This is a genomic window from Phytoactinopolyspora halotolerans, from assembly GCF_010550675.1.
GTDB classification, from domain to species: domain Bacteria; phylum Actinomycetota; class Actinomycetes; order Jiangellales; family Jiangellaceae; genus Phytoactinopolyspora; species Phytoactinopolyspora halotolerans.
Genome location: NZ_JAAGOA010000004.1, coordinates 144,319 through 160,311 on the forward strand (window position 1 = coordinate 144,319; position 15,993 = coordinate 160,311).

Genomic DNA, 15,993 nt, shown 5'->3' on the forward strand with positions numbered 1-15,993 from the left:
ACCTGATGCAACGTCGGGCCCGGAACGTCATCGCAACCCTCGCCGCCGGCGGCGTCGTGGCCGCCATCAACGTCGTCCCGTCGGCGCTTCCATCGGCGGATAGCACGAACGAGCTGGACCCGGCCGCTAAGGAACTGGCGGCCGATATAGACGAAATCCTCGCCGACCCCCGGATGGACGGCAGCCAGGTCTCCGTCGTCGTCGCCGAGGCTGAGACCGGCGACGTGCTCTACGAGCGCGACGGCGATGACCGGCTGATGCCGGCGTCGAACAAGAAACTGTTCACCGCGGCCGCGGCCATGGACGTCCTCGGCCCGGACTACACGTTCGACACCACGGTGGAGACCGACGCCCGTCACGCGGGCCGGATCCTTGCGGGCGATCTGTACCTGCGCGGCACCGGAGACCCGACGATGCTGGCCGAAGACTACGAGGCGCTGGCGGATGAGATCGCCGACGCGGGTATCGAACGTGTGCACGGCGCCGTCGTCGTCGACGACACGTGGTTCGACGACCGGCGGCTCGGGCTCGGCTGGAACTGGGATGACGAGCAGTACTACTACTCGGCGCAGATCTCCGCGCTGAGTATCGCCCCGGACACCGACTACGACGCGGGGACGGTCATCGTCCGCGTCGAACCCGGTAGCCGCGCGGGCGACGCCGCCGAGGTCACCGTGATCCCGGAGAACGATTACGTGGAGATCGTCAACGACGCCACCACGACGGATGCGGGCAGCGGCCGGAACATCTCCATCGAACGCGCACATGGCCAGGAGGAGATACGAGTCTCCGGCACCATCGCCACCGACTCCGCGGCGACGTCGCAGTGGCGCGCGGTATGGGAACCCACCGGCCTGGCCGCGGATGTCTTCGTCCGGGCGCTGCAGGAACGCGGGGTGCGGGTACGCGAAGGGGTGGAGTTCGGGCCGACGCCGGACGACGCACGGGTGCTTGCGTCGCACGAGTCGATGCCGCTGAGTGAGCTGCTGATCCCGTTCATGAAGCTGAGCAACAACGGTCACGCCGAGGTTCTGATCAAGGCGATGGGGCGCGAGGCCGCGGGTGCGGGCACCTGGCCGGCCGGGCTCGACGTCATGGACGACACGATGGAGGCTTGGGGCCTCGACACCGGCACGATCGGGTCCGTGGACGGGTCCGGCCTGTCCCGGCGCAACTGGATCCCGCCGAACGAGATCATCCAGCTGCTGCTCGCGGTCCAGGATGAGCCGTGGTACGACGCGTGGTACGAGTCGTTGCCGGTCGCCGGGGTGGAGGAGCGATTCGTCGGCGGCACGCTCCGGTTCCGGATGGACGGCACCGCCGCCGACGGTAACGTGCGCGGCAAGACCGGCACCCTGACCGGCGCCACCGGCCTATCCGGATACGTGACCACCGCCGACGGCGACGAGCTGGTCTACTCGATCCTGCTGAACAACTACCTCAGCTCCAAGCCCAGCGACATCGAGGACGCGATCGCCATCCGGTTGGCCGAGCACACCGAGGGCGGCGAGCCGTCGGCGACGACGTTCCGCGCGCCGCCCGAACCTCGTACGGATCAGCCCGGCGACCTGGAATGCTCCTGGACCAAGGCCTGCTGACCGCCTCCCTCCCATCCACCATCCATGATCATGAACACTAACCGTGCTATGAGAACGGTAAGTGTTCATGATCATGGTCGAGGCGGCTCGCACGGCGCGGCCGTTCGACCGCGACTGCTGGATGCGCAAGCTCTGAGCTGGTAGCCTTACAGAAAGGCTCCTCGAGGTGCCTGCCAGGAAAGCCTGCGTTGCTGCCAGCGCTGCCCCAACAGGGGATCGGCTCCTGGAGGCTCCTCGGGGAGTCTTTTCAGTATGGGCTTTTGCAGTCTGGGCATGGCCACCACGGTTGAGTAAATGCCAGCTTGCTGTTCGGCCTCACCTGCATTCCTAGGCTTATTACACATTCTTCGGATCTGCGGATTTGGTGCCAAATCTTGAGTAAGTAGGCACCCTCCGTATTCTGCCACACGTTTGGCCAGAACGCTGCCTTGAGGAAGCCCGCGTATACATCGGCGATCTGGCTCATCTCGTACTTGTCAGAACTCACCCAGCTCAGTTTGGAAACGAGGTCGAAAGGAACATTCTTGTCCTGCCGTTTCTTGATCTGGAAGTATCGGTGTGTGTCTGTATGGTCGTGCTTCTTGACGTGGGAGAAATGCACCTTTACCTGCCGTTTCCCGTCCGGCCAAGCGCGTGCTGCCCACAGGACACGTTGAAGTCCGGCATACGCTATGACGTTGTAGAAGAGCGTGACGTCGTCGCGGTACGTGCCATCGCTGAGTTGCGACTTGTCTGCGACCACGTACACAACCCTCAGACCTTTTAGTGTGCTGAGAATGTTGGCTGCATGGACACGACGATCGTGATTCTTGAGATCGTCCTTCCAGGAGAGCGGCCTATCGCTTGGCACATTGAAGTCCGTCCGTAACCGGCCCAGGGCCTGTCGTGCTGATCGTTCCGCATCATCATCCACCATCACGGCCGCCATTCCGAAGATCGGGCTGGCTCTGCCCTTCAATATTCCGCGGTCCCCTGTCTCGTCGATATAGGCCCGGAGGAGCGGCAGTTTGTGCGTCTCTGGCGGCGCTACGAACGGCTGGTAGTCGATCGAAGCCGAGAGTCGATTGGAGGTGGTCGGAGCGACGTTCGGCATGGAAGTTGATCTTACGATTGCTCGTAGCTATAGCCAAACGCGTGACGTTGCGGACGGTTGAGTTCTGGTGTGGTCACCTCGTCGGCGAGTCGAGTCCGGGATGTCGGCGGCGTGACGGACAATAGGGGGCGTGAGTCTCTATCGTGACGAAGGGGTTGTGCTGCGCACCCAGAAGCTGGGTGAGGCGGATCGTATCGTCACGCTGCTGACCAGGGAGAACGGGCGCATCCGGGCGGCCGCCAAGGGGGTGCGGCGCACCACCAGCCGGTTCGGCGCCCGTCTGGAACCGTTCATGCAGGTCGACGTCCAGCTGGCCACCGGACGGACGCTGGACGTGGTCACTCAGGTGGAGACGCTGTCCCCGTACGGCACCCGGATCTGTGCCGACTACGGTCGGTACACCGCCGGCTCCGCCATCCTGGAGACGGCGGAACGGCTCAGCGCCGAGGAGCGCGAGCCGGCCCTGCAGCACTACCTTCTGCTGGTGGGCGCGTTGCGGGCACTCGTCGGCGGCGAGCACGACCCGGCGCTGGTGCTCGACGCGTATCTGCTGCGTGGTCTGGCGATCGCCGGGTTCGCTCCGAGTTTCACCGACTGCGCGCGCTGCAGCGCGGACGGGCCGCACCGGCTCTTCTCGGTGCAGGCCGGCGGCATGGTGTGCCCGGCGTGTCGTCCCGCAGGCACCGTGGCGCCGTCGATCGACACCGTTGCGCTGCTGAGCGCGCTGCTGACCGGCGACTGGGAGATCGCCGACGCCAGCGGTTCGCGGGCGCGCCGGGAGGCCAGCGGGATCACGGCCGCGTTCCTGCAGTGGCATCTGGAGCGTGGCCTGCGGTCGCTTCCCCTCGTCGAGCGGGTATATCGGGAGCGGAATGTGATCGACGACGAGCAGGTGATCCAGGCGTGAGCAGACGCGAGTACGCATCGCCGCCTCCGCACCCGTCCGGTGCGACGCCGCCCCCGATCCCGGCGGATCTGGTGCCCCGGCACGTGGCGTTGATCATGGACGGGAACGGGCGGTGGGCGAACAGCCGCGGCCTGCCGCGCACCAAGGGGCACGAAGCGGGCGAGTCGTCGCTGCTGGACGTGATCCACGGGGCCATCGAGATGGGTATCGGCTGCCTGTCGGCGTACGCCTTCTCCACCGAGAACTGGCGCCGCTCGACGGACGAGGTGCGGTTCCTGATGGGGTTCAACCGGGAGGTGATCCGCCGTCGCCGCGATGAGCTGGACGCGATGGGGGTGCGGATCCGCTGGGCCGGACGTCGCCCCCGGCTGTGGAAGAGCGTCATCGACGAGCTTGTCGAGGCAGAGCGTCGGACCCGGCACAATGACGTGATCACGCTGCAGTTCTGCGTGAACTATGGCGGCCGGGCCGAGCTCGGCGACGCCGCCGCCGCGCTGGCCGCGGACGTCGCCTCCGGCAAGGTCAACCCGAAGCGGGTCAACGAGAAGACGCTGGCCCGCTACCTGTACAACGCCGACCTGCCGGAGGTGGACCTGTTCGTCCGGTCCTCCGGCGAGCAGCGCACGTCGAACTTCATGCTCTGGCAGTCGGCGTACGCGGAGATGGTCTTCCTGGACACGCTCTGGCCCGACTTCGACCGGCGCGATCTATGGCGTGCGGTGGAGATCTACGCGAAGCGGGACCGGCGCTACGGCGGCGCCGACCCTAGCGCCCCGGCCGTCTGACTCGCCACCCTCGCCGCCCCGCCCTTCGCCATCATCATCGACTGCTGGACCGGTCACAGCGGGTATGGCGCGCGTCTCATCGCTGATGACTAGGGGAGGATGGTGATGATCTGCTCGGCTACGCCGCGCGCGGACTGCGGATTCTGGCCGGTGACGAGCCGTCCATCCGCAATGACCTGAGGGGTCCACGGCGCCGCCGCAACATGCTGGGCTCCCTGCTTGATCAGCGCGTCCGCCAGCAGGAACGGCACGGTATCGGCAAGCCCGACGATCGTCTCCTCCTCGTTGGTGAACGCCGCCACCCGCTTGCCGTCCACCAGGTATGAACCGTCGGAGAGACGCAGCCCGACCAGGGCCGCGGGCCCGTGGCAGACGGCCGCCACCACGCCGCCACGCTCGTACACGCCCGCCGCCAGCCGCTCAAGGTCGGCGTTGTCCGGGAAGTCCCACATGGTGCCGTGTCCACCGGCGAAGAAGACGACGTCGTAATCGCCGGGGGAGACGTCGGCGGCGCGGGCCGTCCGCTCGATGTCGACGGCGCGGAAGAACGCCTCCTGGGCGGGGTCGAGGTCATCCCGGCTGTCGACCGGCGCGGCCCCGCCGGCGACGGATGCTACATCGACGTCGAAGCCGGCGTCACGGAAGACATGCCAAGGTTCGGCTGCCTCGCCGGCGTGGAATCCGGTGCGGCGGCCGGTCGATCCGATGGTGTCGTGGCTGGTGAGAATGATCAGTACTCGCGTCATGGCACCCATGGTCAGGCCTGGTCAGGAATAGGCGCCAATAGCAAGCCCGATCTAAGCCATAGGATTTCTGATGTGAACATCTCGCTCGACCTGCTACGCAGCTTCCTCGCGGTGTACCGCCAAGGCTCCATCACGGCCGCCGCGGAGTCGCTCGGCTTGGCCCAGCCGACCCTCACCGCGCAAGTCCGCTCGCTCGAGGCGGCGCTGGGGCGACGACTCTTCGACCGGCTCCCGCGCGGCGTCGCCTCCACGCCCGCCGCCGACGAGCTGGCCCGGAGGGTGGCCGGCGCGATCGATGACCTGGAGTCGGCCGTCGTGGACGAGACCACCGCGCGGTACCCGAGCACGGTGCGCATCGGTGGCCCGGCGGATTTCCTGTGCGAGCAGGCGCTACCTGCCCTGTCCGGCATGGTCGCCGACGGCCTGCAGCTGCGGACCACGTTCGGCATGCCCGACGGGCTGCTCGACGCCGTCGTCGGAGCTGACCTGGACCTCGCCGTCATCAGCGTCCGGCCGCGCCGCCGAGGTGTGCTGGCCGAGCCGTTCTACGACGAGGAGTTCGATCTGGTGGCGGCGCCGTCCTGGGCTGACCGGATCAAGCCGGAGCGTACGGATCCGGAGCGTGCCGAGCCGGAGCGTGCTGTACCGGAGCGTGCCGATCCGCAGCGGCTCGCGCCGATCCCACTCGTCGCGTACGGGGAGGAGGCCCCGATCGTGCGCCGCTACTGGCGGACCGTCTTCGGCACCCGCCTCACTCGCACACCCGACCTGGTGGTGCCGGACCTGCGCGGCGCGCTCGCCGCCGTCACCGCCGGCGCCGGGATGACCGTGTTGCCGCGGTACCTGACCGCGAGACCGCTCGAGACGGGAAAGCTGCAGCTACTCGCCGAGCCGGAGCTTCCGCCGCTGAATACGCTCTTCCTGGTCCACCGACCACAGTCGGAAGCACGACGCTCGGTGGCGGCGGTCCGTGCCCGGCTGCTCGAACTCGGCCGCGGTCCGGTGCACTCCTCCCCAGCGGCGTGACCGCTGACCCGGCTCGGCCGGCTCTCCTCGGGTGACCGGCCGGGCCCGGACCGCCCGGACCTGCCGGCTGCAGCCGCGCCGCCGTATGCGGCATGATCACTCTGTGGTTATCGATGCGACATGGCTGTTGCGCCTGGAGACTGACGGCGACGGGCCGCGGCTGGCGGTGAAGGACTGTATCGACGTGGCGGGCACTCCGACGACGGCGGCGTGCCCGGCCCTGATGGACGACCCCGCGCCGGCCGCCGCGGATGCGCCGGTGGTGGAGACCGCGCGCCGGCAGGGCGCGCGCATCGTCGGCAAGACCAACCTGGTGGAGCTGTGCCGGCACATCGACGGCATCAACCCCTGGACCGGAACGCCGACCAACCCGATCGATCCGGAACGTGTGCCGGGCGGATCCAGCAGCGGGTCGGCCGTCGCGGTGGCGAACGACGAGGCAGACGTCGGGTATGGCACCGACACCGGTGGCTCGGTGCGCGTGCCGGCAGCCTGCTGCGGCATCACCGGCCTGAAGACGACGGCGGGCCGGGTGCCGACGCACGGAGTGGTCGAATTCTCCCGCACCCTCGACACGGTGGGGCCGCTCGCACGCGACGTCGCCGGTCTGGCGGTGGGGATGGAGCTGATGGAACCGGGCTTTCGGCAGGCTGACGCGAGTGGCGTTCCGCTGACGGCGGCACGGCTGAGGTTCGCCGACGTCGACCCGGGCATTGACACCTCCCTCGACGCGGTGCTGGCGGCCGCGGGGGTGAAGACCGTCGATGTCACCCTGCCGGAATGGGAAAGCTGGGTCGCCGCCGCGAACGACATCATGGGCGCCGAGGGTTACTGGGCCCAACGGCACCTGCTGGACCGACCTGACCTGCTGGAGGAGCGCGACGTCGAGAGCATCGGGGGAGGCGCGCGGATCAAGGCCGGCCGGGTCGCGGAGTGTCGGCGCATCGGGCTGGCGGCCAGGTCCCGGCTCGGCGAGTTGCTGGCGGATCATGCCTTCCTGGCGCTGCCCACGCTGCGCGCAGAGCCGCCGCGTATGGACGATGTGCGGCCCGGGATGACGTATCTGACCGTGCCGCTCAACCTCGCCGGGCTTCCGGCCGTGGCGCTGCCGGTGCCGCGCACGGACGGAGGGTTCCCGGCGTCGCTGCAGCTGGTGGGCGCCTGGTATGCGGAGGAGGAGCTGCTGGCCGCGGCCGCCGTGCTGGAGGCCGCCGTGGCCGCCCGATAAGCCTACGATCACCGACGATGGCCGGACCATGGTCCACAAAACGGATCGGTGATCACAAGCTGTGGGCTATGGGCGGAGGACGGTGACCCCGGTCGGCGACGAAGCGGACATCTCCAGCAGGGCGTCGACCCCGTCCTCCAGCGTGAGCTGATCGCCGAGCAGCAGCTCGGGCCGGAGCCTGCCCTGCGCGACGTCGCGCAGCATCTGTGGGTAGTCGTGCGCGGCCATACCGTGGCTGCCGAGGATCTCCAATTCGTCGGCGACGACGGGACCCATCACCACCGACTGCGCGGCGTGCTCGGCGACCAGCAGCCCGACCTGCACGTGTCGCCCGCGTGTGCGAAGGCAGCGCACCGAGTTCTGGAACGTGGCGGTATGGCCGAGCGCGTCCAGCGACACGTGCGCCCCGCCTCCGGTGATGTCCCGGATCGCCACCGGCACGTCACTCTCGGTGCCGTCGACCACGGCGGCCGCTCCCAGGCGACGTGCCTGGTCGAGCGCCGCCGGTGCGACGTCGACCGCGACCACGTCAGCCCCGTACGCTGCCGCGATCAGCACCGCGGAGAGTCCCACCCCGCCGCAGCCGTGTACCGCGACCCATCGTGGCGCGCCGCCCGCGCCACCCACGCCGCCCTGCTGGACGACGGCGCGGTACGCGGTGGCGAAACGACAGCCCAGACTGGCCGCCGTCGCGAAGTCCACCTCATCCGCGATGCGCACCAGATTGACGTCCGCGTGGTCGACGACCGCGAGTTCGGCGAACGAGCCCCAGCGGGTGAACCCCGGCTGTGTCTGGTCGTCGCAGACTTGCTGGTCACCGGCGCGGCACTGGACGCAGCTCCCGCATGCGTTGACGAACGGCGCGGTGACCCGATCGCCGATGCTCCAGTCTGCGGAGACGGCCGTACCCGTCGCCACGATGGTCCCGGCGAACTCATGGCCAGGCACGTGCGGGAGCGTGATGTCGTCGTCGTGGCCCATCCAGCCGTGCCAGTCGCTGCGGCACAGCCCGGTGGCCTCCACCTTCACCACGACGCCGTGCGGCGGGCAGCTGGGATCCCGCACCTCTCGAACCTCAGGCCGCTGCCGGAACGCTTCGTACACCATCGCTCGCACGTGCTCAGGGTAATGGTCCGTAAAACGACGGAGAGTTCTTGTCGCTGGGGCAACCACTTCTTTCCGACGTTTCACGCGGTGCGGGCAAGCCCTGCCGCCACAGCCGCCTCGATCTCGCGCAGGACGGCATCCGGCTCTTCTCGGAGGCGACGCGGAGACACCGGAACCACCGTCCAGCCGAGGGACGCGTACAGCGCGCGCCTGCGCTCCGTGCGTTCGACGCTGTCGCCGAAGCGGTGCCACTCGGCGGAATCGATCTCGACGACGACACGGGCTTCGGGCCAGCACGCATCGGGCCTGATCCGGTGCATCGTGCCAGGAAGTAGCGCGTTCCACCGTGGTTCGATCAGCACGGTGGAGCGGCGGACGAGGTCGCGCAGTTCGCACTCGGGTGCAGAACGGCATCCCGCGGTGAGATCGTCCAGGCTGCGGCGTACAAGGCCGGACCCCTTCCACCGGGCGTCACCGAGCATCGTGAGGATGCGATCCGGCGTGGTCAACCCTCGTTGAACCGCTTCGCACAACAATGCCCGAATATCGCGAAGCGACGACATGCCGCGGCAGACGTCGAGTACGGCCTGTTCGGGACTGGCGGTCGGTATCCCCGCGATGTCCCGCGACTCGGGCATCTTCGTGGTGCGCCGAACCACCACGAACGGTGTAGTACGACGTCTGCTGCGCTCGGGGATGAGAACCACCGTCTCCGCCGTCTCGGGTACATAGCGCAGCCCGTAGGCGCGGCAGGCCATAGCGCCGCTGACCACTCCGCCGTCGCCGGTCGTCAGCAGCGCTGCCCGGAGGTGATGGCGTGGCTGAAGCGGTCCGGTGAAGGTCGCGTACACGCCGCGCGTCACATGCTGCCATTTCCGTCCACGACCGAGCGCGTGAGCGATCGCCGCCGGGGTGACACCTGCGCACAGCGCCTGCCGACGGGTGACCAAGCCGTCTTGCGCGCTGATGAGCTGCGTGAGCTCGTCGGGAATCACCATGCACATGGATCTTGAACGATCCGTGGCGAACCAACAAGGCGCAACCGGAAACAGTGGATAACCGGGCAGGCAAGACCGCACGGCAGCGGCGCCTGTGGACAACCACGTCGTTCAAGGCGGTCGCACCGCGAGCGTCGGAAGGTTGTTGTCGCTGTGGCGATAAGAACCTTCCGACGTTTGGCGTAAGAACGTGTCAGTGTTCGTCGTAATGCTTGCCGTGGGCGGCGTGCAGGTGGCCGTCGTGCAGATAGTCGGTGTGGTCGCCGTGTTCCACTGCCGGGTGTCCGCACTCGTCATCGTGCTGGTGCGGGTGCTCCTCGGTGGGTACGTGCACCCCGGTCACCCGCGGATCCTCGCCGTTCGTGCGACGCCGCCGGCGCGCCCGCCGCACGGCCGTCCCCAACGGCCAGGCCAGCACGAACCCGGCGAGGGCGAACACGACGATGCTCGCACCCGGCGCCACGTCGACGTAGTAGGCGAACACCACGCCGCCGAGCGACGGCGCGACACCCAGGGCCAACGCGAGCGCGAACGTCGCGCGGAACCCGCGCGTCAGCTGCATCGAGGTCGCCACGGGCACCACCATCAGAGCGCTGACCAGAAGCAGACCGACGGTGCGCATCGCCACGGCGACGGTGACCGCCGCCATCACCGCGATCAGGATGCTGTATAGCCGGACCGGGATTCCGCAGGCACGGGCGTACTCCTCGTCCTGACAGACGGCGAACAGCTGTGGTCCCAGGCCGATCGACAGCACGATCACGGCCACGGCGAGCACCCCGATCACCACCAGGTCCTCCTGAGAGACCGTGGTGATCGAGCCGAACAGGTAGGTGTTCAGCGTGGCCGCCGTGCTGCCGGCGAGCCCGGTCAGCAGGACACCGCCCGCAATACCGCCGTAGAACAGCATCGCCAGGGCGACGTCGCCGGATGCCTTACCGTGGGCGCGCACCAACTCGATCGCCAGAGCGCCGATCACCGCCACCACCACCGCGGTCCAGACCGGCGCCCATCCCGTGAGCAGACCCACCGCCACCCCGGTCAGCGCCACGTGGCCGATCCCGTCGCCCATCAGCGCCAGCCGCCGATGCACCAGATACGTGCCGACGGCTGGGGCGGCCAGCCCGGTCAACAGCGCCGCGAGCACGGCACGCTGCATGAAGTCGTAGTTCAGGAGTTCCATCCGAACGGACCTCCCTGTTCTTCGTTGCTGTGCGGGTGGTCGTCGGGTACTCCGGCCGCGCCATGCCCGGGGGTGAGATCCTCGGTCATACCGGCTGCGGCACGCGCGGCTGCGGCCCGCCCGGGCTCTTGACCCTCGTGTGCTCCGGCATCCGCGCGCCCCGGCGGTGGTCCGTCGTGCACCACCCGGCCCGAATCCAGCGCCACCGCCCGGTCGACAAGCGACGCCAACGGTCCCATCTCGTGCAGGACCAGCAGCACCGTGCGACCAGAGGCGACGAACGTCCGCAGCGATCGGGCGAATGCCTCCTGGCTGCGTATGTCGACGCCGGCGTTCGGCTCGTCGAGCACGAGAAGATCGGGCTCACCCGCGGCCGCGCGCGCGATCAGCGCCCGCTGCTGCTGTCCGCCGGAGAGCGTGTCGATGCCGTCGTTGGTGCGGTCGGCCAGTCCGACGAGATCGATCGCCCGCGTCACCGCGTCCCGGTCCGCACGCGATGCGGGCACGAAGGGCTTGCGACGGGCGAGCCGACCCGATGCCACCACTTCTTTGACCGTCGCCGGAACTCCGCCGGCCGCCGTCGTCCGTTGCGGTACGTACCCGATCCGCCGCCACTCGCGGAACGACCGCAAGGGCCGGCCGAAGAGGGCGATGTCGCCGGCCGCGGCCGGCACCAAGCCGGCGACGGCGCGCACGAGCGTCGACTTCCCGGAACCGTTGGCGCCGAGGAGTGTGACCACCTCCCCGGCGTCCACGTGGAAGTCGATGCCGTGCAGGACCGGCTGCTCGCCGAGCGTGACGTGAAGCCCACGCACGTCAACGACGCGTTCCGTCATCCGATCGTCATTCGAGAGTCCGCCTCACCTGGTTGTCGCATTCTGCAACGCGTGGCCTCGGTACGCGGAGTGCAGAACGCCACCGATCCTAGCTGCAGCCGTTCGCGGCTTGGATCGCCTCGAGGTTCTGCCGCATCAGGCTGAAGTAGTCCTCGTCCGCGGTATCGTCCGTGAGTCCTTCGATCGGGTCGAGGACGGCGGTTTGAAGGCCCAGATCGTCGGCGATCGACTGAACGACGTCCGGGCTGGACAGCCGCTCGTAGAAGACCGTCGTCACGCCCTCACGCTCGATCGTGTCGTGTACTTCGGCGACGCGTGCCGGAGACGGTTCCGAATCCGGGTCGAGCCCGGCGACGCCGAGCTGCTCCAGGCCGTACCGGTCTGCCAGGTAACCGAATGCTTCGTGGCTGACGACGATGAGCGAGCGCTCGCATTGCGCCAGCCCTTCGCTGAACTCCTCGTCCAGCGCCTCCAGCTGCTCGATCAACTCGTGCGCATTGGCGTCGTAGGCGTCCGCATTGTCCGGGTCGATCTCCGCCAGCTCCTCGGCGAGCGCGTCGGCGAGGGTGGACAGGTTGGTCGGGTCGAGCCAGAGGTGTGGGTCGCCCTCGAGGCCACCGTGGTCGTGACCGTCGTCGCCCGCCTCGTCGGCGTGCTCGTCCTCGTCGGCCGCCTCCTCGTCCGCATGATCGTGCTCGTCCTCGGCGTCTTCGTCGTGGCCGTCGTCGTCGTGCTCGTCCTCGGCGTGGTCGTCGCCGGTCTCCTCGTCGGCGTCGGCGTCCTCTTCGTCGTGGTCGTGCTCGTCGTCGGCTTCCTCACCCGCATGATCGTGCTCGTCCGGGCGGAGCTCGACGACGCTCGCGGCATCCACGACCGCACCGGAACCGTTCTGCGCCACCGCCTCGTCGACGGCGGGCTGAAACTCCTCCAGGTACAGCACCAGATCCGCGTCGGCGACGGCGCCCACCTGCTGCGCGGTGAGCTCCAAATCGTGTGACTCCGTGCCCGGCTGGGTGAGATTCTCCACATCGGCGAGGTCGCCGGCGACGTGCTCGGCGACGAACGCCATGGGGTAGAAGGCTGCGGCGATCGTGGGGCCATCCGAGGACGACGCCGCGCCGTCACCGGAACCGTCGTCCGACCCGCAGCTGGCGAGAATGAGCCCGGATACCGCCAACGCAGGCAGCCAACGGAATGCAGAACGCGAAGTCATGCGATCCATTCTCATGAAGAGTGACAACCATTGTCAAAATGATGTATATTTCGGCAGCTTTGCGACTGCGGGACGTGGCACCGACATATCCGCCCGGGATCGCGCGTGTGGCGCGCCGCTCGAACTACAGTGGGGTGATAGTGAGGTAGCCGGACGCAGACATGACGTAGAGAGGCGGTCGCCAGCAGTGTCGCTACAGCAGCAGCCGGCCAAGGAACAGCGGCGTACGCGCCAGCGTGCCGCCGTCGACGAGGTACTCGAGGAGACCGAGGACTTCATCAGTGCCCAAGACCTGCACGCAGCCCTGCGTTCCCGGGGCATGAGCGTCGGGCTGGCGACGGTCTACCGGACGCTGCAGACCCTGGCGGACAACGGCCAGGTCGACGTGTTGCACACCTCCAGCGGCGAGGCCGCCTACCGGCGCTGTGCACGCGACGAGCACCATCACCATCTGGTCTGCCGCTCCTGCAAGGCGACCGTTGAAGTGGCGGGGCCGGCGGTGGAGCGCTGGACCAGGTCCGTGGCCAAGGAGCACGGCTACGTCGACGTCGCGCACACTCTGGAGATCTTCGGGCTCTGTCCGCGCTGCGCCGCACAGGCCTGAGCCGCTGCGTGATCGCGCGCGCAGGCCGGCCCTAGTCGAAGGCCGGCCGCGGTTCCCGAACGCCCGGGATCTAGAACACGCCGGTGGCCTGCGCGATGAGGAGGGCGGCGACAACCGCGATGACCGCTGCGCGGATGATTCGCGCGGCGGGCTCCAGCTTGGGCCACGCGAGCACCAGCAGCCAGGTCAGGAAGAGAATGATCAGCGCCAACAGGACGGGAGACCACGGAGCCGGCGCCAGCAGGCCGCCGAGCAGCACACCGGCCGTGATCAGGCCCAGGAACCACTTCGGTAGCCGGGTGAGCCGGACGAGGATGGGATAGCTGGCCCGTTCCAGTCCCGCGCGCCAGCCGAGCTGTGCGACCGGAGCCGGGCCGGGCCGGCGTGAGCTGCCGGGACGCGGCGCGCGGGCGGCTCCGGGATTGGCTGGTCGCCGCTGCGGCGCGCGATGCGGTTGGCGGCGCTTCTTCGACACGATCGTCCCTCATCTTCGGGCTCTGCTCGGGCTGGACATCCTGGACCGAGCGGTCCGGCGGCCGCCTCCCCGCGTGACGCGCCTGCTCGGTGAACCATGATGCGTGTGCTCCATGAATGGTACGGCCGCCTGTCGCGCGGGCGGAACCGGGTCGGATCTGACTATGCTCGTCCGTTGCCGCCCGGAGAAAGGACAGTCATGCTCGTCGTCACCCGATACCGGGTTCCTCGCGCTGAGGCCCCGGCCTTCCGTGACCAGGCGTTCGAGGCGCTGCATACACTCGCGCAGCAGCCGGGCTGGAAGCGCGGACACGTCGGGCGTGCCACCGACGACCCGACGTTGTGGGTGCTCACCAGCGAGTGGCGGGATGTCGGCTCATACCGGCGCGCGCTATCCGCGTACGACGTGAAGCTGCATGTGGTGCCGCTGCTGTCGCGCGCGGTCGACGAGCCGACGGCGTTCGAGGTCATGACGCCGGACGGTGGTACGGCCCTCGCCGCCGACGCGGAGGACGTGGGCCTCGGACACGCCGCCGGGCCGGCCATCCTGACCGATCTCGATGTCCGCGATGATGGCCGGGGCCGTTCCGCGGGTTCGACCGACCCGGAAACGCGGGAGGATGATCCGGGCCGTCCCGAGGGCTCGACCGGCGCGCGGGAGAATGATCGGTGACCGGCGCCCATCTCCACCAGGAGGCGACCCCGGCGAGCCCTCGCGTGCGGGCGTTCGTCCTGTCGGTCCTGATCCCGCTCATCATGCTGACCATCGCCGGGCTGGTGGTGCTCTGGCCGTCCGGTGAGGCGCCCAGCATCGAGGCTGGCGACCGCGTCGACGCCGAGATCATCGACCTCCGCCCGTGCGCGGCGGCCGGCGGCGCGTCGTCGCAGAGTGGCGACACAGACAGCGGCGGCGCCGAGGGTAGCGGCGGCACTGAGGGCGGCGGTGCAGGCGATGAGGAAGGCGGTGGCACCGGCGACGGCGGCGGCGGTGGTCAGCCCGGCACCACGTGCCTGGAGGCCGACGTCCTGATCGAGTCGGGCCCGGACGAAGGGCTCGAGGTCGTGGTGCCGGTCCCGTACGGGGTCGGTGCGCCGCAGTTCGAGATCGGGGACAAGGTCGTGCTGACCGCGACCCGCGACGTCCCGCTGGAGAGCCGGTACGAGATCACCGAATTCCAGCGTGGGACGCCGCTGCTCTGGCTGGGGATCATCTTCGCGGTCGCGGTGGTGCTGCTGTCCCGGTGGAAGGGACTGGCTGCGCTGGTCGGCCTCGGGATCTCGGTGCTGATCATCGTCTTCTTCCTGTTGCCCGCACTGCTGGCCGGACAGAATCCGCTGCCGGTGGCCGTCGTCGGCGCATCCGCGATCATGATCGCCACGTTGTACATGTCGCACGGCGTCTCGATCCGTACCTCCGTGGCGCTGATCGGGACGCTGATCAGCTTGACCCTCACCGGTCTGCTCGGCGCGCTCTTCACTGAGCTGAGCCAGTTCACCGGGCTGTTCGACGAGTCATTGGCGTACATCGGCCTGGTCGACGCCGAGCTCGACGTGCGCGGGCTGCTGCTGGCCGGGCTCGTCGTCGGCGCGCTGGGCGTGCTGGATGACACCACCGTGACGCAGACCGCGACCGTGTGGGAGCTGGCTGCGGCCGACCCGACGTCGTCCCGCCGGAAACTGTTCGCCTCCGGTATGCGCGTGGGACGGGAGCACGTCGCCGCGACGGTCAACACGCTCGTGCTGGCCTATGTCGGTGCGTCGCTGCCGTTGCTGATGCTGTTCAGCGTGACGGGGATGGGCATGACCGACGCGCTGACCAGCGAGCAAGTCGCGCAGGAGGTGGTGCGCGGGCTGGTCGGCAGCCTGGGCATCATCGCGGCCGTGCCGGTGACCACCGGGCTCGCCGCGCTGGCGGTGCGGCAGGGTGACACCCACCGGGTCGCTGGGCGCCGGCGTCGTCGTGGCGGTCCTTCGGGCGCCGATCGGCCCGCAACGGCGGAAACGGGACCGGGATCGGGTACCTGAACGGGGAACGAGCACCAGAAGCCGGAACGGGTACGGGCACGGGAACGTCAACGGTACGGACGCGGACACTGGTACGGACACGGGTACGGGTGGGTTCGACCGCTCCGACGCCGCTGATAACCTCGGTGGCTGACCGTTTCGCCGACAGCCAGCCGGATGGAGTGATCACG

16 protein-coding genes are annotated in these 15,993 nt (G+C 68.8%); 8 read left to right on the forward strand and 8 right to left on the reverse strand.

The window, feature by feature from the left end:
* Positions 1-5: 5 nt before the first annotated feature.
* Positions 6-1,598 (forward strand): D-alanyl-D-alanine carboxypeptidase/D-alanyl-D-alanine endopeptidase, encoded by a 1,593-nt coding sequence (dacB, locus tag G1H10_RS07150; protein WP_163734818.1) that lies wholly within the window; start codon positions 6-8, stop codon positions 1,596-1,598.
* A 247-nt stretch (positions 1,599-1,845) separates the two neighbouring features.
* Here the strand turns inward: dacB and G1H10_RS07155 are convergent, their stop codons facing one another.
* Positions 1,846-2,691: a DUF3800 domain-containing protein gene (locus G1H10_RS07155; protein ID WP_163734821.1), complete on the reverse strand. Its 846-nt coding sequence runs from the start codon at positions 2,689-2,691 to the stop codon at positions 1,846-1,848.
* 130 nt (positions 2,692-2,821) lie between these two features.
* Between G1H10_RS07155 and recO the strand changes: the two genes are divergently transcribed.
* A complete protein-coding gene (gene recO / locus G1H10_RS07160; protein WP_163734824.1) occupies positions 2,822-3,598 on the forward strand; it encodes a DNA repair protein RecO in 777 nt (258 codons plus the stop codon).
* A complete protein-coding gene (locus G1H10_RS07165; protein WP_163734827.1) occupies positions 3,595-4,383 on the forward strand; it encodes an isoprenyl transferase in 789 nt (262 codons plus the stop codon). The genes recO and G1H10_RS07165 overlap by 4 nt, the downstream gene beginning before the upstream one ends.
* An 89-nt stretch (positions 4,384-4,472) precedes the next feature.
* Here the strand turns inward: G1H10_RS07165 and G1H10_RS07170 are convergent, their stop codons facing one another.
* The gene (locus G1H10_RS07170) at positions 4,473-5,138 is read right to left on the reverse strand and encodes a type 1 glutamine amidotransferase domain-containing protein (RefSeq protein ID WP_163734830.1); all 666 of its coding nucleotides are present in this window, start codon (positions 5,136-5,138) and stop codon (positions 4,473-4,475) included.
* Positions 5,139-5,201: 63 nt separating this feature from the next.
* Between G1H10_RS07170 and G1H10_RS07175 the strand changes: the two genes are divergently transcribed.
* On the forward strand, positions 5,202-6,155 hold the full coding sequence (locus tag G1H10_RS07175; RefSeq protein ID WP_216852992.1) for a LysR family transcriptional regulator: 954 nt from the start codon (positions 5,202-5,204) through the stop codon (positions 6,153-6,155).
* Positions 6,156-6,258: 103 nt separating this feature from the next.
* A complete protein-coding gene (locus G1H10_RS07180) occupies positions 6,259-7,383 on the forward strand; it encodes an amidase (RefSeq protein WP_163734836.1) in 1,125 nt (374 codons plus the stop codon).
* 66 nt (positions 7,384-7,449) lie between these two features.
* On the opposite strand, the gene G1H10_RS07185 is transcribed toward G1H10_RS07180, so the two are convergent.
* The 5 genes from G1H10_RS07185 to G1H10_RS07205 form a co-directional block, all read right to left on the reverse strand.
* Complete coding sequence (locus G1H10_RS07185) at positions 7,450-8,499, reverse strand: zinc-binding dehydrogenase (protein WP_163734838.1); 1,050 nt, start codon at positions 8,497-8,499, stop codon at positions 7,450-7,452.
* Between the two features lie 71 nt (positions 8,500-8,570).
* Complete coding sequence (locus G1H10_RS07190; protein ID WP_163734841.1) at positions 8,571-9,488, reverse strand: type IV toxin-antitoxin system AbiEi family antitoxin domain-containing protein; 918 nt, start codon at positions 9,486-9,488, stop codon at positions 8,571-8,573.
* A 193-nt stretch (positions 9,489-9,681) separates the two neighbouring features.
* On the reverse strand, positions 9,682-10,671 hold the full coding sequence (locus G1H10_RS07195; protein ID WP_163734842.1) for a metal ABC transporter permease: 990 nt from the start codon (positions 10,669-10,671) through the stop codon (positions 9,682-9,684).
* On the reverse strand, positions 10,659-11,507 hold the full coding sequence (locus G1H10_RS07200) for a metal ABC transporter ATP-binding protein (RefSeq protein ID WP_163734845.1): 849 nt from the start codon (positions 11,505-11,507) through the stop codon (positions 10,659-10,661). The genes G1H10_RS07195 and G1H10_RS07200 overlap by 13 nt, the downstream gene beginning before the upstream one ends.
* Before the next feature lie 88 nt (positions 11,508-11,595).
* The gene (locus G1H10_RS07205; protein WP_163734846.1) at positions 11,596-12,720 is read right to left on the reverse strand and encodes a metal ABC transporter substrate-binding protein; all 1,125 of its coding nucleotides are present in this window, start codon (positions 12,718-12,720) and stop codon (positions 11,596-11,598) included.
* 187 nt (positions 12,721-12,907) lie between these two features.
* Between G1H10_RS07205 and G1H10_RS33845 the strand changes: the two genes are divergently transcribed.
* Positions 12,908-13,324: a Fur family transcriptional regulator gene (locus tag G1H10_RS33845; protein WP_312856545.1), complete on the forward strand. Its 417-nt coding sequence runs from the start codon at positions 12,908-12,910 to the stop codon at positions 13,322-13,324.
* Between the two features lie 70 nt (positions 13,325-13,394).
* On the opposite strand, the gene G1H10_RS07215 is transcribed toward G1H10_RS33845, so the two are convergent.
* Positions 13,395-13,799, reverse strand: coding sequence for a DUF6703 family protein (locus G1H10_RS07215; protein ID WP_163734851.1), 405 nt, complete (start codon positions 13,797-13,799; stop codon positions 13,395-13,397).
* A gap of 198 nt (positions 13,800-13,997) precedes the next feature.
* Here G1H10_RS07215 and G1H10_RS07220 point away from each other — a divergent pair, with 198 nt between their 5' ends.
* Entirely contained in the window at positions 13,998-14,471 is a 474-nt protein-coding gene (locus tag G1H10_RS07220) for an antibiotic biosynthesis monooxygenase family protein (protein WP_163734853.1), read from the forward strand.
* Entirely contained in the window at positions 14,468-15,823 is a 1,356-nt protein-coding gene (locus G1H10_RS07225) for a YibE/F family protein (RefSeq protein ID WP_163734857.1), read from the forward strand. The genes G1H10_RS07220 and G1H10_RS07225 overlap by 4 nt, the downstream gene beginning before the upstream one ends.
* Positions 15,824-15,993: the final 170 nt, after the last annotated feature.